Origin of the sequence: Vibrio scophthalmi LMG 19158 (assembly GCF_000222585.1) — a bacterium.
GTDB lineage: Bacteria > Pseudomonadota > Gammaproteobacteria > Enterobacterales > Vibrionaceae > Vibrio > Vibrio scophthalmi.
The window spans coordinates 1-22,971 of sequence record NZ_AFWE01000111.1; the positions used below are offsets into that span (position 1 = coordinate 1).

The 22,971-nt window shown below is 42.8% G+C and carries 24 protein-coding genes and 1 pseudogene; 5 read left to right on the forward strand and 20 right to left on the reverse strand.

The genetic code is table 11. The annotated features are described in order from the left end of the window. The 19 genes and pseudogenes from RH88_RS08970 to RH88_RS09060 form a co-directional block, all read right to left on the reverse strand. Nucleotides 1-399: pseudogene (locus RH88_RS08970) on the reverse strand (hypothetical protein); the annotation flags it as partial. Then, on the reverse strand, nt 393-2,003 hold the full coding sequence (locus tag RH88_RS08975) for a GspE/PulE family protein (protein ID WP_005595177.1): 1,611 nt from the start codon (nt 2,001-2,003) through the stop codon (nt 393-395). The pseudogene RH88_RS08970 and the gene RH88_RS08975, both read right to left, overlap by 7 nt. Next, the gene (locus tag RH88_RS08980) at nt 1,990-2,685 is read right to left on the reverse strand and encodes a hypothetical protein (protein ID WP_005595178.1); all 696 of its coding nucleotides are present in this window, start codon (nt 2,683-2,685) and stop codon (nt 1,990-1,992) included. Before RH88_RS08980 ends, RH88_RS08975 begins: the two co-directional genes overlap by 14 nt. Then, nucleotides 2,682-3,788, reverse strand: a complete 1,107-nt coding sequence (locus RH88_RS08985; protein WP_005595181.1) for a hypothetical protein — start codon at nt 3,786-3,788, stop codon at nt 2,682-2,684. Before RH88_RS08985 ends, RH88_RS08980 begins: the two co-directional genes overlap by 4 nt. Nucleotides 3,789-3,797: 9 nt before the next feature. Then, on the reverse strand, nt 3,798-5,237 hold the full coding sequence (locus RH88_RS08990; RefSeq protein WP_005595183.1) for a hypothetical protein: 1,440 nt from the start codon (nt 5,235-5,237) through the stop codon (nt 3,798-3,800). A gap of 3 nt (nt 5,238-5,240) precedes the next feature. Further along, nucleotides 5,241-5,969, reverse strand: coding sequence for a hypothetical protein (locus RH88_RS08995; RefSeq protein ID WP_005595184.1), 729 nt, complete (start codon nt 5,967-5,969; stop codon nt 5,241-5,243). Then, a complete protein-coding gene (locus RH88_RS09000; protein WP_005595185.1) occupies nt 5,969-6,328 on the reverse strand; it encodes a hypothetical protein in 360 nt (119 codons plus the stop codon). Before RH88_RS09000 ends, RH88_RS08995 begins: the two co-directional genes overlap by 1 nt. Beyond that, nucleotides 6,325-7,596: a TraB/TrbI/VirB10 family type IV secretion system protein gene (locus RH88_RS09005; RefSeq protein WP_005595186.1), complete on the reverse strand. Its 1,272-nt coding sequence runs from the start codon at nt 7,594-7,596 to the stop codon at nt 6,325-6,327. Before RH88_RS09005 ends, RH88_RS09000 begins: the two co-directional genes overlap by 4 nt. Beyond that, nucleotides 7,596-8,447: a TrbG/VirB9 family P-type conjugative transfer protein gene (locus RH88_RS09010; RefSeq protein ID WP_005595187.1), complete on the reverse strand. Its 852-nt coding sequence runs from the start codon at nt 8,445-8,447 to the stop codon at nt 7,596-7,598. The genes RH88_RS09005 and RH88_RS09010 overlap by 1 nt, the downstream gene beginning before the upstream one ends. Further along, nucleotides 8,440-9,168, reverse strand: coding sequence for a VirB8/TrbF family protein (locus RH88_RS09015; RefSeq protein ID WP_005595188.1), 729 nt, complete (start codon nt 9,166-9,168; stop codon nt 8,440-8,442). Before RH88_RS09015 ends, RH88_RS09010 begins: the two co-directional genes overlap by 8 nt. Before the next feature lie 10 nt (nt 9,169-9,178). Then, nucleotides 9,179-10,126: a type IV secretion system protein gene (locus RH88_RS09020; protein WP_005595189.1), complete on the reverse strand. Its 948-nt coding sequence runs from the start codon at nt 10,124-10,126 to the stop codon at nt 9,179-9,181. Then, nucleotides 10,123-10,908, reverse strand: coding sequence for a TrbJ/VirB5 family protein (locus RH88_RS09025; protein ID WP_005595190.1), 786 nt, complete (start codon nt 10,906-10,908; stop codon nt 10,123-10,125). Before RH88_RS09025 ends, RH88_RS09020 begins: the two co-directional genes overlap by 4 nt. Nucleotides 10,909-10,929: 21 nt before the next feature. Next, nucleotides 10,930-11,196 carry a hypothetical protein gene (locus RH88_RS09030; protein ID WP_005595191.1) on the reverse strand — a complete coding sequence of 89 codons (267 nt, stop codon included), beginning with the start codon at nt 11,194-11,196 and terminating at the stop codon, nt 10,930-10,932. Nucleotides 11,197-11,209: 13 nt separating this feature from the next. Then, nucleotides 11,210-13,708, reverse strand: coding sequence for a VirB4 family type IV secretion system protein (locus tag RH88_RS09035; protein ID WP_005595192.1), 2,499 nt, complete (start codon nt 13,706-13,708; stop codon nt 11,210-11,212). Nucleotide 13,709: 1 nt separating this feature from the next. Further along, complete coding sequence (locus tag RH88_RS09040) at nt 13,710-14,033, reverse strand: hypothetical protein (RefSeq protein ID WP_005595194.1); 324 nt, start codon at nt 14,031-14,033, stop codon at nt 13,710-13,712. Then, nucleotides 14,030-14,389, reverse strand: coding sequence for a hypothetical protein (locus RH88_RS09045; protein ID WP_005595196.1), 360 nt, complete (start codon nt 14,387-14,389; stop codon nt 14,030-14,032). Before RH88_RS09045 ends, RH88_RS09040 begins: the two co-directional genes overlap by 4 nt. A gap of 28 nt (nt 14,390-14,417) precedes the next feature. Next, a complete protein-coding gene (locus RH88_RS09050) occupies nt 14,418-14,603 on the reverse strand; it encodes a hypothetical protein (RefSeq protein ID WP_005595197.1) in 186 nt (61 codons plus the stop codon). Between the two features lie 18 nt (nt 14,604-14,621). Further along, nucleotides 14,622-15,131, reverse strand: a complete 510-nt coding sequence (locus RH88_RS09055; RefSeq protein ID WP_005595198.1) for a hypothetical protein — start codon at nt 15,129-15,131, stop codon at nt 14,622-14,624. A 298-nt stretch (nt 15,132-15,429) separates the two neighbouring features. Beyond that, nucleotides 15,430-15,609, reverse strand: a complete 180-nt coding sequence (locus RH88_RS09060; protein WP_005595199.1) for a TraY domain-containing protein — start codon at nt 15,607-15,609, stop codon at nt 15,430-15,432. Between the two features lie 191 nt (nt 15,610-15,800). Here RH88_RS09060 and RH88_RS09065 point away from each other — a divergent pair, with 191 nt between their 5' ends. The 5 genes from RH88_RS09065 to RH88_RS09090 all read left to right on the forward strand — a co-directional run bounded on the left by RH88_RS09065 (nt 15,801) and on the right by RH88_RS09090 (nt 21,964). Next, nucleotides 15,801-16,433: an XRE family transcriptional regulator gene (locus RH88_RS09065; RefSeq protein ID WP_005595200.1), complete on the forward strand. Its 633-nt coding sequence runs from the start codon at nt 15,801-15,803 to the stop codon at nt 16,431-16,433. A gap of 433 nt (nt 16,434-16,866) precedes the next feature. Beyond that, complete coding sequence (locus RH88_RS09070; protein ID WP_005595201.1) at nt 16,867-17,694, forward strand: hypothetical protein; 828 nt, start codon at nt 16,867-16,869, stop codon at nt 17,692-17,694. Between the two features lie 1,800 nt (nt 17,695-19,494). Next, nucleotides 19,495-20,277, forward strand: a complete 783-nt coding sequence (locus tag RH88_RS09080) for a ParA family protein (RefSeq protein WP_005595204.1) — start codon at nt 19,495-19,497, stop codon at nt 20,275-20,277. Next, entirely contained in the window at nt 20,267-20,707 is a 441-nt protein-coding gene (locus RH88_RS09085) for a hypothetical protein (protein ID WP_005595205.1), read from the forward strand. Before RH88_RS09080 ends, RH88_RS09085 begins: the two co-directional genes overlap by 11 nt. Nucleotides 20,708-21,289: 582 nt before the next feature. After that, nucleotides 21,290-21,964 carry a hypothetical protein gene (locus RH88_RS09090; RefSeq protein WP_138944276.1) on the forward strand — a complete coding sequence of 225 codons (675 nt, stop codon included), beginning with the start codon at nt 21,290-21,292 and terminating at the stop codon, nt 21,962-21,964. A 60-nt stretch (nt 21,965-22,024) separates the two neighbouring features. Here RH88_RS09090 and istB read toward each other — a convergent pair whose 3' ends face one another. Then, entirely contained in the window at nt 22,025-22,810 is a 786-nt protein-coding gene (gene istB / locus RH88_RS09095; protein WP_005595208.1) for an IS21-like element helper ATPase IstB, read from the reverse strand. Nucleotides 22,811-22,971: the final 161 nt, after the last annotated feature.

Here is a 22,971-nt window from a genome sequence, read left to right on the forward strand (position 1 = left end):
TTCTGATAGTGACGGGAACGCATAAGCCGCTAATAGCGCACTGATAACAAACAATATCAATACACCAAACAGCGGTTTTATTAGCACCTTGGCAATCGCTGAACCGCTGGCTTCATCGACTTTCAACGCACTAATGGCATCCCGTAAACCTTGCTCAAAGTTACTGGTCTTTTCACCACCCAATAAACTCAGGTAAGCATTGGCTGATACCCATTGCTTGAGACCTTGGGAAAAGCCAGAGCCTCGCGCAATGCTTTGAAGGCATGATTTTGCAATCGCTCTTTCTTTGGCTGTACCGTACTTCTCTATTTGGGTTGCAATCTGCTTTTGCATCAATCCCGCGTTAGAGAGGCGTAACACTTTATCGAAAAAATGAATTTCTTCTTTTTTCTTTAGCATGGCGCGACCTCTTCACTCTCGACGATGTTATCGACGGGAGCATCTATCGCAGTAAAGAATGAGTCATAGATTGAATCTGATGAACGTTCAAATAGACCATTTACTCGTTCTGCCGCCGTGAAAATGTCGATTTTACCACGGCCAATTTTTAGATTGGCATGATCGAGTACCGTTTTATAATTCTTACTTTTGAGGGCTTGCCCCCACTTGAGATAGTCTTTATTTAAGATGAACTGGCGATCAATATCATCAAGGAAAATCATTTCCACTAATGACGTGCGCCCTTTCTCCCCGTGGTTGCAGCAAGCACAACCGTTAGGGTTTCTAAAGCGCATTAATGGGCTAACTAGATTGTGTTCACTCCATGCCTTGAATTGGGCATTTTCACGTTCAGACCAAAGCGGGCTTGCCTCTTCCATCGTCAGCGAGCATTTTGTGCATAACGTGCGTACCAGTGTTTGATAAACCCAAACTTTCATCAATTCTGGCGCTGCAATCAGCGCCAGCGGTATGCCCATTTGTTCATTCAGCGTGTGGGCGATCCCCACTGCGCTTGATGTGTGAATGGTTGAAAATACAAGCTGACCAGTTTCGGCTTTACGACACGCGGCCATAGCGCCTTCTTGAGTACGAAGTTCACCGTGCATTTCAATATCAACGTCATGACGAAGTAGCAGTTTAATAAAGTTGTTCAACTCGTCAGTGCTTCTGACTGATGTTTGCATCACGCCTATATCAAACTCAACTGGATCTTCTAGCGTATTCATTGAGCGACCTGAACCTTTCATTTCGCTTAACATGGCCGCAATGCCGGTTGATTTACCACTCCCCACTTGCCCCGCCAATAGCAGTGCCCCATAAGCGCTACTCAGAAAGCGTCGAATCGCTTCTATATGCCCTTCTTCCCATCCTAAATCCTCTAGGCAGGGGATTGTGGTGTTTTTATTGAGCCAACGAAGTGTTACTTGACCACCGTTGTTTTGTGCGGGGATATAACTGACACGCCAGCGTGTCTCGCGTTCGACTTCAATATCTTTGCCTTCACTGTTTTTATCTGGCGTAATGAGGTCAATTTCGATACGACAGTTGTTTGGAGCTTTAGGGCTAAAGTCGGCATCTTGATCTTTACCGAGCTGATTAAAGAGATAAGACAGCAGCGTTAAACCATAATTGTATTCAGGGATGGTCTTTTGCAGTTCCACCATACGCCCATCAATACGCGCCATGATGCGCGTTTCATTGCCGTAGAGTTCGATGTGAATATCGGATACACCGCGCTTAACGGCCAGTTGCAAGATGTTTTTTGCGTCTTGCCCGATAGTGGATATATCCCCATTTTGCATCTGAAACTGAACGCCTTTTGTTGAGAGGCTTTCAATTTTTTCTGCAATGGTTGAGCTATCGGTCTTATCCACTCGAATGACCGCGCCGAGGAGTTCGGGGTACTCATCGTTACGCTCAATGATATGGTTTTTAATTAACTCAATAGCGGCACTGTCATAGTCAGAAGTGAGAAGCGTCCCATCTTCAAGCAGTACCGCATTTTGGTGCGTAAAGTAGAGCGATTTGAGTTGGTCGCTGACAACGACACTAGAATGGTTCATTTCCCTCTCCTTTTTGCTGTGTTTGAATCACGGCGCTCGATGGAACATGTTTAGTAAATTCAGCACCGTTTTTATTCACAAAGCGCACAAAGTCTTTGGTGATGTTGACGACACGAACATCCCCAACCCACACGCCATATTGCACAGGAATGTTTTCACCGTTCACGCTCAGCCATGCCGTTGATCGCTTTGGTGTCACAACAATGCTTTTCACCTGAATAGCATCAATCACCGAGGCGTTCTCGATTACTGGCGGTGCAGTCTCTACGAGCTTTTGAGCCTGTGGCTGCATAGCATCAAGAGATTGCTTTGTGGTCTCTTCTGCGATTTGCGCCGTGATTTTGTCGGTATTCACTTTGCTGATGTACGTTGCTTCTAGTGCATCCAGTACGTCTTGTGCTTTTTGTGAAGGTTGATAAGTGATAACCGTGGTTTGCGTTTCAGGTTGCGCGTAGGCGGTTTCTGGTTGCCATTCTTCACGGGCTTCTTCAAATTTCGGGGCAGGAGGCAATGAGGCTGCTTCTTCCATGAAATCTAAGTTAGGCTCACTGACATTTGATGAAATTGGCGGAGGAGTGGAGCTTGAGCCACTAAGCGCTTCAAACGCCATGTAACCCACCATGGAAAGGCCAAGCACACCAAGTACGGCCATTCTTATTTTTTTCGTTGTTTCCGGTGTCATAAAGATTCTCCTTGAACATCTAACGTCATGTTCAAAGTGGTGATTTGATAAGAGTCGTTCATTTCCATTTCAAGAAAACTCACGGTAACAAAAGGCACGTTAAGCAATTGCGCAAGCAACGGGATTTGCCCCACGTCGCCGGTGAAATTGAGTAGATACGTGCGAACTCGTGCATCATCGATGCGCTGCTCTGAGGTTTGCGTCAATGTGCCACCAAGATAGAAAAGCGCATCTTGTAGTTGCTCGCTGTAGCCCTTAACGGCGTAAGGTTGCCAAGGATTGGGTTTATCAAGTGACAGTGTGACGTTGTTATCTTGGTAATGCTGAGCAAATGACGGTACGGACTCCATCCACGCCCTTTTGATTGAGGGGGCGATATTGTCTTCGTTAATGCTCATCGAGACCGTTTGATTGTTTACCTTCACTTTCTTTGCTTCGATGCCGTCCGGCATTAGGCTGGCATCCATCAACAAATTCACGCTACTCATTAACGCATCCGTGGGTTTTGCATAGCTGAGGTGCGTTTTGCTGTAGCGCGTTTTGGCATCGTCAACCACTGCGACAACCGGCTCAGGCTTTGGATAGAGCGTAATACCCGCAGCGGCGCTTAATACCAACGCCGCAAGCATGACCATTCCCAACTTATTTACGGTCAGCGTCTTTTTGGCTTGCAGCGTGAAAGCTTCCATCTCATCGAGCACGAGAGGTTCGATAATGAGAAGGCGTTCATCACTAAAAAGACCGCTAAACGCTTTATCGGTCACAATAATGCGGTCAGCTTTGCGTAGTGGATAATCAAACTCATGCGTCAGTGCATCCAGTAGGCCAACACTTTCTTGCTCAAGTTTTCCTTCTTCAAATGAAGCGAAAAACCATAAGCTTTCATCGAGCTTTTGCGCAAAAACAAAGCGACCCATTGGGTCGCCTTGTGCTTTGAGTTGATTGAGGACGTATTCCCCAAAGAGTAACGCGGGTTCGTCGCTGTAATATCGACAATAAACCCCGTCCTCTTCGATGATGCGCTCAAAACGCGCAGGATGTTGTTGCCTGTGCGTTTTAAGCTGTTTAGCGCTATAGAGCAGCGCTCGATTAGCTAAAATCATAAAGCCCCCTTACTGCACCTTACGCGGCGTAAGCAGTACCAACGTCTCGACAGTCTCTTCGTTTGAGCCTGTCCCACCAAACATCGACGACCAGAAGTTCTTAGTACGCTCTGCGGTTGAAGTGGTTTGTTTTACTGAAGCAATCACAAAGGTTTGCCCGTAGCGCAACTTATTCACAAAGTTGATTTCCGATTTTTGCACCGTTAAGAAATTGGCTTGGTTATCAAAAATCTCACGGTTCTCACGGCCTACAATCTTTTGCAGTTGGCCGGAAAGACGTAGCCACACATCATCACTTTGCACTTTAGCCGAGACCATCATATCGATACCTTCGGATTCGGTTGCACGAGTAAACCCACCCGATACCACGCCTTCGCTGCTGTCACTGGTGATTTCATCGACATATGGCTCAACGATTTGTTGTGTGATTTTGGCTGGTTGGTTGTTCAGGATAAGCGCGGTAACAGGCGTTTGGGTTGAAACGCTGCCTTGCTTCTCAAGTACCTTAATGAACGATTGTGTGCCGCTCCAATCTCCCGTTCCTGTAAAGGCCATGCCGTAACCTGCACCTTGTGAAATGGTACTCGTACCTGGCACGAAAAATTGTAGCGTACCGTCACCCACGTTCTTGACTACGTTCCAATCGATACCACGCTCTGTGCCAAGGTTTGAGCGAAACTCTAGGATTTGAATATCGAGTAGCACCTGCTTAGAAAGCTCCGCTTGGTAATGGTCAATCACTTGCTGAACTTCTTGCATCTTGTCAGGCGAGGTTTTCACAATCAGTGTCGTGGTGTTGACTGACACTGTTACTGTACTCTCTTTGTCATCTTCACCACCGAGCAATTCTTTGATGGTATCCGCGACTTCTTGCGTGATAGTGACTTCATCAAACAACACGTTGAGATATTGGCCTTCGATGCGCACCGAATCTTCTCCCGATGCGTTACCTTGCGAGCCAAGTTGTCCCGATGCTTCACCCGTTGGAATATTTAGAGTAAACACGCGAGTAATGGTTTTGGTCACTTCAAGGCGGTCATTGCGAAACTCAATCCCGTAGCCGGTATCACGAGCAACCAGATTCAACACGTTTTCACGTTGTTGTGAGAAGTTCAGTGTCACTGCCTTGTTTGGCAGTACCCCTTCACCAAAGTAAATCGGCACGTCTGTGCCGTACATGACTTCTTCAAGCACTAACGAAAGCGGCCTTTGAGAAACATTTACCGTGATTGGCTCTTTGAGCCATTCACGATCGTATTCTTCAACGACGGGTGATAAAAAGACCGGCGGCTTTTTAATGTAAGTGACTTTCGAGGGTTTCTTTAAGGTGGTTTTTTCTGTGATGGTGTCTTGAACTGATTGGTTCAATGCCATAGCATCATCAAACTCTTGAGAGGCACAGCCCATCATTAGAGCGCTAAGTAGTGCGCTTACAATTATTTTTTTCATGGGTTATAAATCCTCTTGGATAATCACTTGGCCTGTTGATTCCACTATCGATGAATAGACAGGATAATCTTCAAGCACAATCGTTAGAGCCGTATCAATGTCGTCTCTGGCCGTGAGTAGGTAGTAATCTGCGCCGAATTGGTAATCGTTTGGAGCAATCCAGCTACGTGATAAACCGCTACTGGCGTCCCAACGTAGGCCGTAAGCCTTAACAATACGTTCAGTCACCTCTTTGATGGATTTCCCTTTAACGTGCGTAATTCGAGCGCCGCCGTCAAAATCGTAAATCCCTGCAACCTTGTTCTTCTCATCCGTGGTGACGTGGATAGGAAAACCTAATTCAGATGAAAGCTCGCTAACCGCTTGCTTTAAACTGCCGCTGTACGTCAATGCGTTCTGAGGAGTGGTATCCATAGCCGCAAGGCGGGTTTCGCCCATAGACCACGCCACATTTTGATAACCGGCGTTATTGAGCCAACGAATAAGCGCGGATTGATAGCGTTCGCCATGACGAACAATAAAGGTGGTTGTTGGGGCTTTTGATTTCTGACCGTTTTGAATCGAAGACTTCACGGACGCAGTAGAGAGCAGTTGAGTGGGTTTGAATAGTGATAAATCACGCTCTATCACGTTGACGTTTTGGAGTTCAAAGTATTCCCCTTGTCCGTTGTAATCTGGTGAAGAACATCCAGCAACCACGGCCACTAAGGACAAAATAACGAGCTGGCGCATTAGTGCCCCCTTGCAAATGAAATGAGACGATGTTGTTTATCAACAATGATGGTGTTTTGATTGCCAATCAAAAGCTGTAAGGCATGAAGCACTGGCATGGTACGGTGCATTTTCGCTACGGCTGGAATAGGTTGTGCGAGTAGCACTTTTGCACTATCTGGCGCTGGAAATTCCGTGACAACGTAATAACCTAAAGGCTCAACTAACCATTCAACGGCATCTTCTACGTTAGTCAGCTCTGGCGGGTAGATTGTACGAACGGAGACTTGAAGCGTATCGACTTCGGGTAATCGTTCGACTGCATGACTTGCACCACTAAAAAGCGTGGTTGCAAGCAATAAAAGTAATGGACGTTTCACAGGTAATCCTCATAAATGTTACGCCACGGCTTGAGGTAGATTTCTTCTTCGACAATCACGTTCATGCTTTGGCCTGTTCTAATGGTATTGGTGGCAGTTAAAGCTAAATACTTTTGCGCCAATGGTGAGGCTTGATCACGCAATCCTTGCGATACCTCGCCTTCATAAGAGCTGTCATTGTTTGCACCTGAGCCGGAATAACTGGTTTCATTGGCAATCAGTGCATAAGCGGCAACCCCCATAAATTGTTCAAGCAAGTGGCGGTCAACTTGATCGCTAATTCCTGCCAAGCCTTCTCGGTCAAGTCCGGTTGATTTGGATAAATCAATCTTGTTGCCGTTGGGTAAGATGATCCACGGTACGGTTGTTCCCACTCGTGGGTTAATGACTTCATTAGGATTGCTGATACGGACGCTTTTTAAGATCACGTCCGCTCCCTTTGGTATGAGCACATACTCGCCAGTCACATCAAAAACGTCTTGCGAAACCATGCCTTTAAACGTGCCGGTCATATCGCTGTTTGCTTTGGTTACGGTGATTGCGGGAATGATTGTGCCAATAGGAATTTTCAGCAGTCCTTCTGTGCTGGCGTTGTACTGGTTTTCATCCGTAAAACCGACTATTTCAGGCGGTGGTGGTGAAAAACTGTTTTCTAATGAAGTCAGGGTTTGCGTTTTCTCTTGGGCTTCAAACGCTGAGTAATTTCCGGCTTGGATTTGTTGTTTCAAGATAGCCACGTCTTTTAATCGCTGTGCAATCATTTGGCGCTGGTCATCACTGGATAACTGATCGTCTGGACGGTAATCACTCTTATACGTGGGCGTTGAAACAGGAACGTTTACAACATGGCTTGTTTTTTCTGGCTCAATAAGCCCCCACGCGCTTCTGGACGCTAACGCCGCTCGTTTAAACTCCAAGGCTTCCATGTTTTGCTTTTCTTGCTCTAGTTGGCTAAGAGCGATGTTTGAAGTCATATTTGAAAAGCTGGATGGTATAGGGTTGTGGCTCTGTACCACATCGACTGACTCAGCCGCCTTTTCTCGATCATCACGCACTTTATTAAAGGTTTGTGAGGACACATCGGCGGGGATCGTTTTGTCCGTCGTTGTTGCAGCTTGAGTTTCCGTTGATTCCGTCTTTGTTGATAGTTGCTCAATCAAAATGGCGATAATGAAAAGCAAACAGATAAGACCAAATGCTCCCCCTAGATAGCGTTTTGCTTTGGTACTGAATTGGGGAGATTGCTCATTGACACTTTCTTCTGCCATTAAGTATTTCCTTTTGTGCGGTTGTCTCGGCGTTCAACTTCAATCGCTACGTCATCGATGCGCAGGGTGAACTTTGGATAAATCCCCGTAACTTTATAGATCCCGTAATTGTCTTCGTATCGAGTTGGCGCAATCGCGTTCTTACCGCCGATTACCGTTTCAACGCTCAGAATTCCTCGATTTGGATTGGCTAAGCGTATGTAAGTAAATTGTCCATCGTCGTACACGTCAGCAATGGCATCACGGCCAACAAAATCAGAACCATCATTCCACTCATAGCGGGTGTAAATTCGGTACTGGTATTTTTTTAAGGCATCAATCACTGCTTTTTTAACGCGATCATTAGATTGCTCTTTTTCTTTGCGTAACTCGCTTTCTAATCGGTCGATAACGCGGGTATCAACGCTCATTCCCATAGGCATTACTGGTTGCGCTTGTTTGACGACAAATTGAGAAATTCGCTGCTCTTGCTCTTTGCTATAGATAGGAGAACCGGCATTGATAAGCACACATGCTTGGTTGTATTTGGCGGCGGTACGTGAAGCCATAATGTCGTAAACCTTGCCGTCTTCGGTCATGGCAAAAATCATGGTGTTTTTGCCTTCATCGAGCTTGCTGTTTGGTTTTAAAACGATTTGGCTTGTCCCTTCTAATCCGTCTACATCCCAAAGGTGCGGGTTCGAGACAATAGGCTTGGTGATTAGGTTAGACGGTAATTGAATACGCCCTCCTAATAGGAGGGCGCTCTTGATGTTTATGATCTCCCCATCTTTATGTTTTATGGGGGTACACACGGAGGCGTAACTTGGTAAACTGGCGGCTAAGCACAGCGTAATAAACCATTTATTCACTGCTTCTTTCCTTTTTAAGTTGTTCGTTTAGGATCTCAACGCCGATAGGGTTGTAGCGTAAAGATTCGAGAGGTTCTTTAACAAGGGCTTCTTTACTGATTAGTCGCCATTGAACAGAGAGCACTAATAACTCAGGCTTACCTTTGCGTCCGTTGGTTGTTAGCGTTCGTGTAAGGTAAATATTGCTTCGAATCGCTTTACTGGCCTCACCTGCGGTCGAGACCCAATCAACCTCATCGTAATGTTCGGTGTAACGCACTTCGATAGTGGCCGTATTGCTCGACTTTTGGATTTGCTCTATCTTGCCCCACGCATCAAACCCGTTTTTATCGAGAAAATAGCGCTCCATTTCAGGACTCATAAAGGAAGCAGCTCGCGCCCAATCTTCAACGACCGTCGCCCCATCAACCTTGTATCGGTCGATACTGTAGCGCTCCAATAATGCGTCAATGGTGGTTTTAAAGTAGAGTTGGCCGTCTTCGGGTTGATAATCAATCACTGACCACGCCCCGTTTGGCTCTAATTTAACGAATACAACCTCTTGATTGCGCTCAGCCTTTGAGAAGGCATACCACGCAAAGCAAACTAACAAGGCCATTATAAATAGGCTAACCAGTGAAATGATAAACCAGCGATTGCGCTCCGCTCTTAGTTGCGCGACCACGTCTGCTTTAGGATCGATAAGCGGCTCTTGGTCGGTATCTTTAACTAAAACATCCATATTATTCCCCTCATTTTAGCTTACTGAATATTTTCGATAGAGCTTTACCAGTAACAGAACCGGCCATTTTTCCAGCCATATTCCCCATCCCTTTGCTAATAGATTTACTTGGTGAAGTGATCCCCCCTGCTATTTGACCTGTAATGCCAATGGAAGCCGCAACCAGTAAAATTGCTATAGCCATGCTCACTATAAGACCGATTAATTGGCCTATACTCAATCCAAAACCTGCACGTTGAACGACAGTACAACTCTCCCATGCTTGACCGTTTTGACAGGTTAAAAGACCGATAGAGACAAATTGCGCTTTGATACTTAATGCAACTAACACCCCTACAGCGCGTAATATGACGAGTAGAAGTAGTGAAGCAACGGTAAATTGCATCCATCCATCAAATAGAGGTCGTGTGGCGGGTAAAATGAGACAAGGAATAAAGAACAGGCCAATCATTTTAGCTAGCGCTAACGTCCAAGTTGCCCATGTAGCAACAAGGAACATGGCCGCTTGAAGAAGTAATGCTATGAGCTGCCATATCAATGCGAACACCACATCCAAAACAGACATAGAGAGTATGCTTGAGTCTTCACCACCGTTAATATAATTGAGATACTTATTGATCCATTTTGATAGGAAAAATACATCCTCATTACCCGTACCAATTCTTAAAATCAGCAAACCTAATTTATCGAAGGTTTGGTGCGCCACATCAAAAGCCGCTGGAAATCCTTTCATCAATATCAGAGTAAAAAACACCATCAGTATTGATTGAGCGACACTTTCTAACTCAAACCCAATCAGCATGAATTTTGAGATTTCAATGAAGGCCAACACGACAATCAAGAACGTCGCAAACATGATCAAAAACGAGTTCATTTCAGAGTTCGCCATGAGCGCTTCAACAAATTCGTTTATGTAGGTTGCAAAATTATCTCTAAAAATATCGTTACTCTTACTCATCGTAGCGGCCTTTCATTGATAACGATTGGGTTTTCGTTTTCCCACTGAATGCGTTTAAGGCGTTCAATTTTTGCCTTGTATTCGTTTTGAGCAGCACGTTGATCAAGCTGATTGGAGTACGTCATACCCGCTAGTTGAACTTCATTCGCGTTTTGGATTTGTTCAATCAATACTTGGTTCTGTTCAACCAACATTTGCAACGTTGCTAGCTCGCTTTGATCGCCTAAGTTCAAACGCTCGGCATCAAGATGAGCTACATCTTTACGGCTTTGTGCATTACGACTTGCGTATAGCTGACGTTGTTGATCTTGAATGTTTGAATCACTGGCAATGGTATAAGATTGATAAATGTCATCAGGCATATAACCCAAGGCATCATCAGCGAGTTTTTCTAAATCGGCTTTGGGGGTGACAGCACCATAGCGACGAGTGACTGACTCCGTATTTTGAGCTTCTTGCTTGCCTTGATGCTGTTCATAAAATCGGTTAACGCTGCTCGCCACCGCTTGATAATCACGTCTATCTATCTTCCTCTCAAACGCTTTAACTTGGTTTAAGAGGACTTGGTATTCCCTGAGCATTTGCTCATATTCATTGAGCGCGGTGAGTAACTGATTGGTGTTTAATCCGGTTTGCTGCAAAATTTGTTCATACTCGGTCAGTAAGAGCGTGTATTCGGTAATTTTTTGTATGAGGTTTGTGCCGTCAAGGACGGGGAATCCTGCATAACTAGGGGCGTTCACGCTAGCGATTAAGGCCAGTGCGATGAGTTTTTTACGCATAACATTTTCCTAAAAGAAAGCTCACCATCGGGTGAGCTTATTGCCAACGTTATTGAGTTTGTCTTCTTCTAAGGCATCAAGAAGGCCAACGGGTAAAGTCAGCCTGAATTTATCTAACACCTTTAAAAAGGGATCGAATGAATCAGGATGTGAAATCGCGTCATCGAGGTTTGAGTAACTTGGCTCGTCGAACCCATCAATGGTGATCACCAAGAAATACCCCTGCAATGGCCTATCCCAGCCACAAAAGACTTGATAGTTGGAATCAATAAAAATGTGTTGAGTCATAGTCCCTCTCTTTTTAACGTTTAATCGCTTCAACAATAAGGTCTATCGCTTTATCAACGTCAGGCTCAGACTCAAAGATGGATTTTGCTATAGCTGCTTCATGTGGCCGCGACGTGGCAATCACATATTGCTCATCTTCCACATGGAGATTCACCACCTTGGCGATGTTCTTATCCATTTGTCTGATGAAGGCTTGTTGTTTCTGCTTTAGGTTTAAGATGATTTCGCATTCTGAATCGGTTAAGAACGGGAACGCATGTTGATAATCCGCTTTACTCATTTCAGGATCGCTCATGAAAATGAACGTTGTGGCGGCACTTCGCAGTGTTGACCATTCCTTTAGTTCGCTGTAGTGCTTAGGGGATTGCGTCCAAAAACCCATCCCACCGCCATGTTTGAACCATGTACGAGCTTTGGCGATAAGAAATTCGGGAGCGCCTTCATTGGCTAAGACGTATTGGCATTCATCGACTTCTAAGAATTTGGCACGAGTTCGATATTTAGGGTTTTCGAACAGGCGTACACTTCGGAAAAAAATTTCGGTATTGATTAATCTTGCCAGTGTTGGGGAATCTTTGACTCCTTGCGTGTTATAGACTGAGTAAGGTTTATCAAGTGCGCCGATTGCGTCCGTGTCGTTATCAAAAAGGTTTCCGTAAATGCCGCCACGCTTAAATTTACTCAATTTATTTTTAACACTTTGTTGGCATTGGCCGAGCATGGATGAGAATGAACGTAAATGGCCGGTCTTTTCCATGGTTAAGATAATGGCTTTCTCAATATCTTTTTGTTCGTCTGCATTTAAGGTTTGCAGCTCGACCGCTTCGTTTTCTAATAACATTAAACGGATCAACTGCATCATATGACGCACAAAAACGTCATCCCCTTTTCCTTCACTCATTTCAAAGGGATTAAAACCTTGTGTATCTGTCGTATTTTTTAAGCAGAAGACGGCGCTATCATCACCAAAAAATCGCGCTAATGGCTCGCTGCCTTCGTCTATGTCCATAGCGCAGTACATACCGCCCAATTTGACAAAGTGAGTGGCAATGCAGAGCTTGAAAAAGGTCTTACCGCTTCGCGTTGGACCTGTTCCAATCACTAAGCATTTATCCCCTACAAATGGCGAGTAGTGAAATGGCACACCATCGTCACTTTCGAGAATATAAACCGCTTCTTCTTTGTCTAAGCCAAAATCCCAATAGGGTATCCCCTCGTGGCTTCGGAAAAATAAAGAGAGCGCCGCCGCTTGAGTTGTATTGAGTTCAGCGCTACGAATGGCGCTACCTGAATACCCAATCATCAGCGTTTTGTAAGCCTCTAAAAGGCCGACCGTTTCCCACAACAGGTAAAAATCAGCGTTTTCAAGAACACTTTTTAGACGCTTAACGCGCTCTTTGACGGTAGGGACACTAGCACCAAAAATAACGACGTAAGAAACCCACTCACCATAGTTATCATGGTCGTGCGTTATCGAGTCGAGTTGCTGCATGATGTCATTCAGTTTTGGATTGCTCTTAATGCGAGCTTGTATTGTGGCTTGGTCTGCTGTGCCAAACACAAAATCCGATATTTTGAGTTGATCGCGGTAAATGTCATTTTCTCTATCACTTACCATCGATAATTTGGTTTTACGGTCAAAAGGAGTAAAGCGTGTAAAAAATAGGTAGTTTCCTTTTTCAAGCACTGGCGAACAATCAGAAACCCATGCAGATTCTGGTACTGATTTCACGCCACACCCAATCACAGAGGCAATACGTGCATAAACAGGTTCAGCCCCTTCAATCTTGAGATAATGCACTCCATCGACTATCACCGGCTCAACGTTTACGTCAGAGAAATAACAATCCCAATCTTGTTTGGGGGCTTTCTGAGCACTGCGTAAAAATTCAGGGGATAAATGAACCAATGATTTTTGAAGCTGGAAGAGATTGTCCGCACTAAGTCTATCGTTATCGAATGAACGAAATGATAGGCCAAGGGCAACATTATCAAGGGCTTCATCGAGTTGTTCTAATTGCTCCATTAACCGCTTTTCTTCCAGGATTAACGCATTAGACATTGATATTTTTTGTATCAATCGCTCACGGTGTTTCTTGTCAAAAATGGCTTGGAAAAGTGAGACCACAAAATCACTGTTTGTATCTTGGTAACTCTCTTGGTTTTTGATTTCCACAACCCAGTAGAGGCTTGATACGTACAAGTCACGCTGTTCATTTAAGAACTTAGCGCGTCGTGTTGATATGAGGTTCGCCCTACGGTTCTTTCGGGGTTTAAATTCGATTGGCTGACTCTTTGAGTGCCAATAGTATTGAGTCAGAGAACAATCAAACGGTAATCGCTGTAAAACGCTTCTTAACAATTGAGTTAGGCGTTTTTTATCATCGTGACTGAGTGAGACAGGCTCAACACCGCTAAGCGATAATGCACCTATCACGCTTCCTGAAAATGACAACGCCGCTTTTTCATTAAGCGGCGCATAGAGTGGAATTTGGGTGTTGAGCGCGGTCATATTAGAATCCTTTGATCCAAGTAACTAACATCCCCATCCCAAAAAAACAGATACCGCCAATAATTGCACGGAACATCCACGCAATTGCCGCGCCGGCATTTTTAGGCATCAGAACCCACATAGTGATAGCACCGCAGGCTGACAGGAAAATAACGAACATTGCACCCGTTCCGCCGATAAAGTCTGTGACGGATTGAAAGAATGCCGCTACTGGTGCGAAGATACCGGAATCCCCTCCCCCACCAAGTGAAAAGTTGGCATAACTGGATGTTGAGCATAACAGAGTCATCAACGCCCAATAGCCACGACTCAATAACGATTTCATCGTTTATTTCTCCATTGTTGAAAATCCAAACATTGACTGTTTGAGGTTTGAATAAGCACTTTCTTTCGTTTCATTTGATTGGAAGAAAAGCGCGGGGTTCTTATAACGCTTTGCCATATTCGCCATGCTTGCAGGTCGTTTTTATGGATAAGCTGTAAGGGTTTGAACACGGCCAGCGTGAGTAAAGCGCCGAAAAAAAGCCCCAACAACACGTTGAGGCTTTTTATTAATAGGCCAGTACCAAACACACTGACAACGAGAGCAAAGGCGAACAAGGGCAAAGGCAGTCCAAATACGGCATCTTCACCTTTTAATGCGATGTTATGCCGTAGCTGAGGATTGTCATTACTCATCATGTAAGCACAGCGATGTAAACGAGCTTCTTCATTGTTTAACTCCTAAAATAACGAGTAGTGAGTTATCGCCTAAATCACCAATATCTAATCCAGCTTGTTGCAGCTCCGCGATAATTTCTATCTGACGGCGAGCAGCCATGATGGACTTCATTTTTTCGGATTCATTTTGGCGACGACGCTGATTTATTGATGGATAGCGAGCGGGTATGTTCATTTGAAGATTTCCTTCAATTTATTGATAAACGTTTGGTTCTATCTCCTTTGCGTTTTTAAAAAAGAGGTTGAGAACCGATTTACGCTTACGCACGAACTGTTTCCAGTTAGCTTCGTTCAAGCAGAGGTTATTCTCTTTTCTGATTCGCTTTCGCTCCGCATTACTCAGTATTTGGCCTTCACCTTTTTGACGAGTTCTTTTTCGATTTTGTTTGTGAAGTTTTATGAATATACGGGTTGAAGAGTCTGACTGTAAGGGAACTGTTGTCGTTGAAAATCGCTGTTGCCGCTCATCTATGAATACTGATTCAATGCGACCTTCGAACAGTGGGTAGTTAACCTTGCTGTTGTTAGTCACTAATGCGGAAAAAATGACTCCATCAGTTGTATCAGCAATGAATTTAGTGTTGATGATCGCATTTTCTTGAAAGGAAAATCCGACGAGCGTTTTTAATTCATCATGGTTTTTCATATCGCCAAGCATAAGCTGGCTTTCAAAAGGGAGTATGCCGTACATTATTTTTAGCATGGTGGTTATTCCTAAAGAGCCTACTTTGAGATACGGGATGAGGGAGTGTTCCCGTATTTGAAAATAGGCGGGTATCTTTCAATACCCATGTTGTGTTGATTCGCTTATGTATGAACACAATTCATACCACTTGGCTAGAGCAGCTTTGCTTATGGTTGAGCCTAGTTGTTTGTTGCACGCATTTTTTGGACTTGTTTAATTCCAGCCCGCGCCCTTCTTAGCGCTCAAGGAATGAACTTCAACCATAATGGGTTGTTTCGCCGTTCAGCTTAAAATGAGCTAAACGACGACAAAAAAATTATTTGGGCACTTTCATTTGCGCCCAATCAGCACCAAACACGTTTAAATGATGCGCAAGCCTTGCTTCTGCTTCGCGTAACTTTGCACGTCCATTCTTCTTTGCTGATGCCGTTAAAAGTCGATTGTTGTGTTCATTAACGGCGACATTCACGTTAATAGACTTCGATTTGTCAGGCACAGGTCTATCCTATTTGGTTAAAAACTTAGATCCCATAGAGCTAAAAGGCTGTATGAATGATCATGGGTGGATGATAAGTAAACAAACTAGAAAAGTAAACAATAAAACGCGCATTGTAAACAATATTGTCATGTTGCTAGTGGTGGTGATGCTGTCAAATAAACAAAATTCACATTTGCTATAGTATATGTATGAGATTTGGTGATCGGTTAAAAATACAACGTAAGCTAAAAGGTTTTACACAACAAAGCGTGGCTCAGAGTTTATCGCTATCAAAAGTTGCCATATCAAGATGGGAAAGAGGGCATAGCATCCCCTCTGGTGATATCTTAGATTCTTTATCAAGGTTGTTAGATGTTGATGCAGAGTGGCTATTGTTAGGTGAAGAACAATACGCGAGTAACAGTGTGATCTTAGTTGAGTTTTATCATGATGTTTATGCGAGTGCTGGTAATGGGCACTCAAATGAAGATGAATCTATGGATAAATATCCGATGCCAAAAAACATAGTTAATTATGAAGGTATGGATAACATTTGTTGTATCAGAATATCGGGAAAATCGATGATGCCAGTTTTGGCAGACGGTTCGATTGTGGCGTTGAATACAAACAAAAAAGCCATCAAAGATGGAATGATGTATGTCATAAGGCAGGGAGACTTACTGCGAGTTAAAATGCTCATAGAAACGCCAGAAAAAATCATTATTCGTAGCTATAACAATGATTTCAGGGATGAAGAATTTGTTAAGTACGCGGATAATGGTGAAGATTTCTTTATTGTTGGACAAGTGGTTTGGCACTCTTCGTACTTAGAAAAAAACTAAAAGTAAACAAAAATATCTTTGATGAAATCAAGTAAATATGTGACAATAAACGTGTTCAAAGTAAAAGTGCATTACATAGCACGCTAACTACATAGTATTCTATGTAGTGTATTTTTTGAACATGAATGTGTTGAGGGTGGTACCTCGACTAAAAGCATTCGCAAAAAGCCGCCTTTCCTGATAGTGGGCGGCTTTTTTGCGTCAAAAATTAGTGTTTGATCTTTAAAGAGATCTTCTGTAGATTTAATACTCTCTGCTTGGACTACCAATCTAAGCAACCCCAAAAAATCTATCAGGAATCGAATTATGTTCATTATGAACTGTGTTTGCCAGAGGCAAGATAAAACTAGACTTAGCATTCAAGTAATAACCATCAATGATAATAGCTATCCAGGCGATATCTGTTTAGGTTATGACTTTGAGGGCGAGTCGCATGTTAGCAGATAACACCTCCCCTAGCCTGACCAAATCTGAATACGATAAAGCGTATCGAGCGAAGCGCAAAGCGCGTAAGCACGAGCTGATTGATCTTTTTCAAGAAACGATCGTCGTTCAGCAAGAAACCAATCAAAACTTTACCATCGGTTTTAGTTGTCGCCGTTTGCTACGTAGTGGTGAAGTAGTCAATCTGCCTCATGAGTATGCGTTTATCTTAAAAGCCTGTCAGGAGTTTATCGATAACCCTCAACGCTTTCCTGCCCTTTTTGCTTGGGGTGGCGCTGCGGTGAATAACATCCAATGCAGAACGCTGATCTCTAAAACCTTAGCCTGTATCTTACCAAACACGGATCTGATTGGTGGCCGCATTGGTTTGCCAACGCTTGCTGGACTAAAAACAATTAGCTATGACCAGTTGCAAGAGGATTACGTCCTCCGTTGGGGTGAATACATTTCCCCTAAGTCATTCGCTAAGGTAATGAAATATCTAAAGCGCGCTAATTATCTACGAACTGAACGCATTAACGTGTGTGTTGATGATGTTGAAGGTACGGTGCGTAGTGCAGCAGCTTACAAACAATTTTCAGAAGGTTTCTTCCAAGATCTTAAAGTCGTTCGCTATAAAGAAATTTGCACCCTTATTATCGCATCACGTAAGCGTATGGAAAAGAAAGGGCTACGTTTTGATTGGCTTAGCTTCCGTACTATTGCATCAGGCGTACAAGATATCTTTAATGCTACGCGTTTAAATGATTACGCTAACAAGGTGACGTCACTGTTTGGTGGCTACGAACCTTCACTGTTTACTCCTGCTCCACACTAGATTTTTTCTTGTATCCGCTTAACGGCGGAGGCTTTCGCACGTCCCTATCGCAGCAAAGAACAAAAAGTGAGCAATTATGTTGTTTATAGTACAGTGGCCACAACGTCTTTCAGCGGATTTGTCAGTCTTTTAGACTTATAACTTTGTTTTTTTTCAAAAGATAGTGCAAGTAAAGGGACTAAGAAAATAGTGAAAAAAGGTCACTGAAAAATAGACTGCGGTTATGTGTACTACGTAGTTAAACTTCGTATATACATAAATAAATACATAAATATTAAAAGTGTTCACGATAGTTCAGGTTCGCGCTGGCTGCTATATGCTTGCATGTAGAGCCAGTGTGAAGCCGACAAGCGATAGCGCGTCAGTCTCATTCGCCCACGGCCAACTTGATCGATCCCATTAGAAGAAGTCGCTCCGCTCCAAAGTACCCTCAGCCAGCATTTACTATAAACACAAACTTTTATTTATCGCTCTAGCTGGCTGCGCTGAACCTTTCTTTTGTCATCCGACAGGAGACTATTGCGCATATACGTATGATTTCGTGGAACAACAACATAAGATCCGAGATTTATTCAACCAAAGCCGTCTATAAAATTCTAGCAGGGCGAAGGCTATTTTTGTGCCCTCACCTTTATCCGAACTTTTAAACGTTTTCAGAACCGTTTAGATGGTCTCTTACTCGCTAAAGCGAGCGCATTTCTGTATTCGTCGCACTGCGACTCATGAAAAGTGACAGTAAATAGGATCTTTTTTGATCGATATCGATCTTCAATATTAGAAAGGGTTTATGCGAGAATATATTTATCCCTGCTTGGTTACGCCGTCACTTATACTACATATTGAGGGTTTTCTCGGGTCAGGGTCGCCTCAAAATTCGGAAATAATCGTACGTTGGAGTTGTAAGCGAGAACCCATTTAAGCACCCCAAAATCGAGCTAATGGACAAATTTAACGCTTAACGTGAGTTTTCGTACCACTGAGCATCGACCAACTTTAATTACATTTATTTTTTAAATATATCCCAACTACTTAACAAACTTTAAAATGAGAGTGGGTATAATATTATCTTCCAGATGTCGCTATCATTTGGATAAAATAGTTAATTTATTTGTGTGATTTGTAAGGGTTTTTATGGAATTGTTTCTTATTCTAGTAGGTGGGGTTGGTGTTTTTTTTCTTTATCAACGACACATTACAAATAAATGGAAAGAGTGGCCTACTGTTGATGAGTATATGAATAATTATAATCCAACGAAAGGACAAGGCATTAGCTGTTTTAAATGTGGCTCTCGTAATATTTGGGAGCGCGGTTTTGATAACGGTGGTAGTCCTCGCCGCATTCATTACTGCAAACAATGCAAAGAAGGATTGTACAGAACATATTCTAATTCATAGCTTAGCCATAGCGGGAATACCATATGAACATAGAATTTCATTAAGAGGTACACACCGTTTAGTAAATTTAGGGTGACTTTCACATCTCTTGACACTATTTGAGCTGTTAACTCGTGATAGTCTCCCTTTCCTTTCCTCAAATATTCAAACCATGCCTTATAAAAGGAGTCCCAACGGGGTGTAGTCGCCGCTCTTTGGGATGTTGTGGTATATGTTACAGTATACATGCAATGGTATACATTCTAAATGTATACCATTGCATGTATTTATGGATGATACACCTTGCTTTTCCTACATGGTTTCATTACTATAATGGTGTTCGTATGTATTTTCCTTATGTATACCAGTTGTAATACATTTTGAATGTATCACAGTGAGTATATAACTATAGTATACGGGGTTTCTATGAGAGTGATTACTATCGCTGGACGAAAAGGCGGAATTAAAAAGACCACAACAACAGTCAATACTGCTTATGAGTTGGCACAAAAAGGTAAGCGGGTTTTAGTTATAGATTTTGATGGTCAAGGTGATGCAACTAGTTTTTTACGACGAGATAAAACAGAATTTTATGTTGCTGATGTTTTGTTGGATCGTAAGTTCGACATAGACAAGGCTATTTATCCTGCAATCATCAAGGGGGATGAACAAGAAAACCTGTCCATTATCCCTGCTCGTGGTGGTGATGTTATGTCAAAACTTAATATGGACATGGTTAGTTTGCCTAAACGTGAAGAGCGTTTACTTAGACACTTAGAATCTGTTCAAGATAGGTTTGATTTTGTGCTGATAGATACGAGTCCAGAGACCAGCATATTGTCGATGAATGCAGTTATTGCTGCTGATGAATTCATTTTTCCTACAACATTTACAGATCGTAGCTTTGAAGGAATAGATGTTCTACTTGAACATATTCAAGATGCCAAATTTATCGATGAAGACGAAATAGACTACCTAATTTTACCTGTTGGGATCGATAAGCGAGTAAAGTCAACCTATTCTTATGGGCTTGAATATCTAGCTGAGCGTTTTCCACACAACATCGCCCAAACAACAGTTTGGCATCGTCAATCAGATTTTGAAAATGCTGAATTAGATCACGTACCAGTTTCTGTATACAAACCTAGTAGTACTACCGCTATGTATTATAAGAATTTTGCGAAGGAGGTTATTGATAATGAGTGTTGATTTTGATTCTCTTTCTGCTAAAGAACAACTCGACTATCTGACAGAGCTTGAAGAATCAGGTGAGAGATTAAAGCCTAAGCAAAGGGCTTTGAAGAATCGCCTTGAGAAGGAGATTTTGTCTAATGTTTCAGTCCTAAAGGATAAGGATATAAGGTCGAATTTATTTGGTAAAGTTTCCACGTCAACTGTGAATCCTAAAGCGGTTAGATTTTTGCAAACTGAGCGAGATTTACTGACCGAGCGCACTAATTCTCTAAATATTAATAGTACACATGCGGTAGTTGAGCGTTTAGGTAGCTTAAAAGCAGTGAATGATACCAGTCTTATAAGAGCTGCTGTTCTTTCGTTAGTTGATATGGATGATGAAACGCTAATTGAATATATAAAACAAACTCAATTAAATATGATTGGAAGTGGAAATAAAATTTAATGTATTAATATGGATATATGTGTGATGTTATACATTTCAATTGTATGCCTTTAGATATATCTCCAATGTTATACATTTGTTTTGTTTTGAAATTAGCGCAGTTAGATGCAAGAAGTGGCGAGCCTAGAAGACTATTGTTAAAGGTTTGTATTTTAGAGTGCTGCACTCGTATCTAGTTATAAACGAGCGCAATAATCGAAATGAGCGAAACGTAGTGTTTTCACGCGTTCAGTAGTTGTGCTCTAAATGATTTGAGCCACTGTGTTTGTATCTTCATATTTATGTGAACACGCGTTGTTTATGCTAATGCTGAAATTCAATTTCGAGTAAAAGCTCTAAGTGGTTTTTGCCCCAAAATTACTTAGATTAAATACTCTACTCAATTCAGAGGGCGTGCGTTTACCCTACCAAAACTTATTCGATTGATTTGATAACTGTACACTCCGTCATTAGGCGACATCTTGCAGTCTAATTTCCCTTCATGTGTCATAAATTATTGATTATCAGTTGAGTTAATATAAAAATGATTGCATCACGAAGGATGAAAAACGATAATTTTTCGTCTAATAAATGTTAGCTTTAATGAAGAAACAATTAACAATGATGAAAATAAAACAAATTGCAGTAGATAAGCTATCTAACACCATGAGAATGTATGTTGAAGCTAGGTTTAACTTTGAACGGCTAAAGTTAGTAGATAAAGAAGAAGCAATTAACAACCTAGACCGCGCTTTTGAAGCAAAGCTAGAGGCATTTCATAGCTTATACGATGTCACTAAATTAGACTTTAATTACTTTGAGCACGCCGATACGGCACTGTTAATACTTATTCGTAACGCAATCCATCATAGAGATCATGATCTATTTATTAGTTGGAATAAGGAAATGCTACTTAATGGTGGTCTAGAGAGAAACAATGGCGCGGAATTTCTACTTGCCAGCAATAGGGTCTGTGATAGACCACCAGTTATGCAATATTACTATAAGTTAGAGGATGTTTTGTTTCGTCTTGATAAAAGCTTAGGCTCTCCTTTCCTAGAAAACAGAATGAGACCTGCCCAAAAAGATGAATTACTCAGGAAACTGGATGAGCAGCTCAAATTTAACGATATCGTAGATTATGCGAAGTCTGAGCGATACCCAATTAAGCAGATCTACCTAAATTTGATTCCTATTTTTACCTCTGCAGTCGTTAAAGTTTTCACTGACCTGAAGTCTAAAGGTTTTCAGTTTGAGGGCTTGTCAACGCCGACTTAAAACTGACCCACTTTACGGCGTTATCGCCGATCTAAAACTGACCCACCCACATAGTTAAGATCACTTATTTCCAGTGTCTAATATTGCTGGTAGGACACCCGCTGCTTTTTTGCCTTTTAGTCGATAACTCTCGCCACTGATCTGAACGATATGAGAGTGATGTAATAAGCGGTCAAGCAAGGCTGCCGTTAGAGTCGTATCATCAGCGAACGCATTAGACCATTGTGAGAATGGTAAATTACTCGTCACGATAATACTGCCTTGTTCGTAGCGCTTGGCGATGACGTTGAAGAACAAGTTTGCTTCCTCCCTACCGAATGGGAGATAGCCGATTTCATCGACGATTAACAGCCTCGGTGCCAGCACACTTCTTTTAAGGTAGCTCTCCAGTCTGCCCTGTTTCTTTGCTGTGGCTAGCTGTAACATTAAGTCTGCCGCCGTGACGAAGCGAGTTTTAATGCTTTTTTGCACAGCCATTTGACCAAGGCTCACGGCTAAGTGGCTCTTACCAACACCACTTGGCCCAAGCAAGACAATGTTTTCTTTTCGTTCTATAAAGGCAAGCCCCGTAAGCTCTCGAAGTTGGTTCTTCGGTGCGCCAGTTGCGAATGTAAAATCGTATTCTTCGAAGGTTTTCTGCATTGGGGAGCCAGCGAACTTCATCAGTGCTGTTCGTGTTTTTTCTGCCCTAGCTTCCAGCTCTACATTCAGTAGCGATTCTAAAAAGTCCCCAAGGCTCTGCTCGTTGTTTAGCGTTGTTTTGGCTATTCCAGCCCATTCATTACTTATCGTGTTGAGCTTTAAGGATTCACAAGCCGCTTCGATGCGAGTCATCTGTATGTTCATGCTCTCACCTCCAACAGCGCATCATAAGTAGATAAAGGATGTTGAAAGCTTTCTATCGGCACAACTGACTGGCGAACGGGTAATGGGCTAAATGAACACTCAGTTATCGGCAGTGACAGTAGTGTGAACCGTTCTTCCTCAAACAAGGTCTGAGGCTTGGC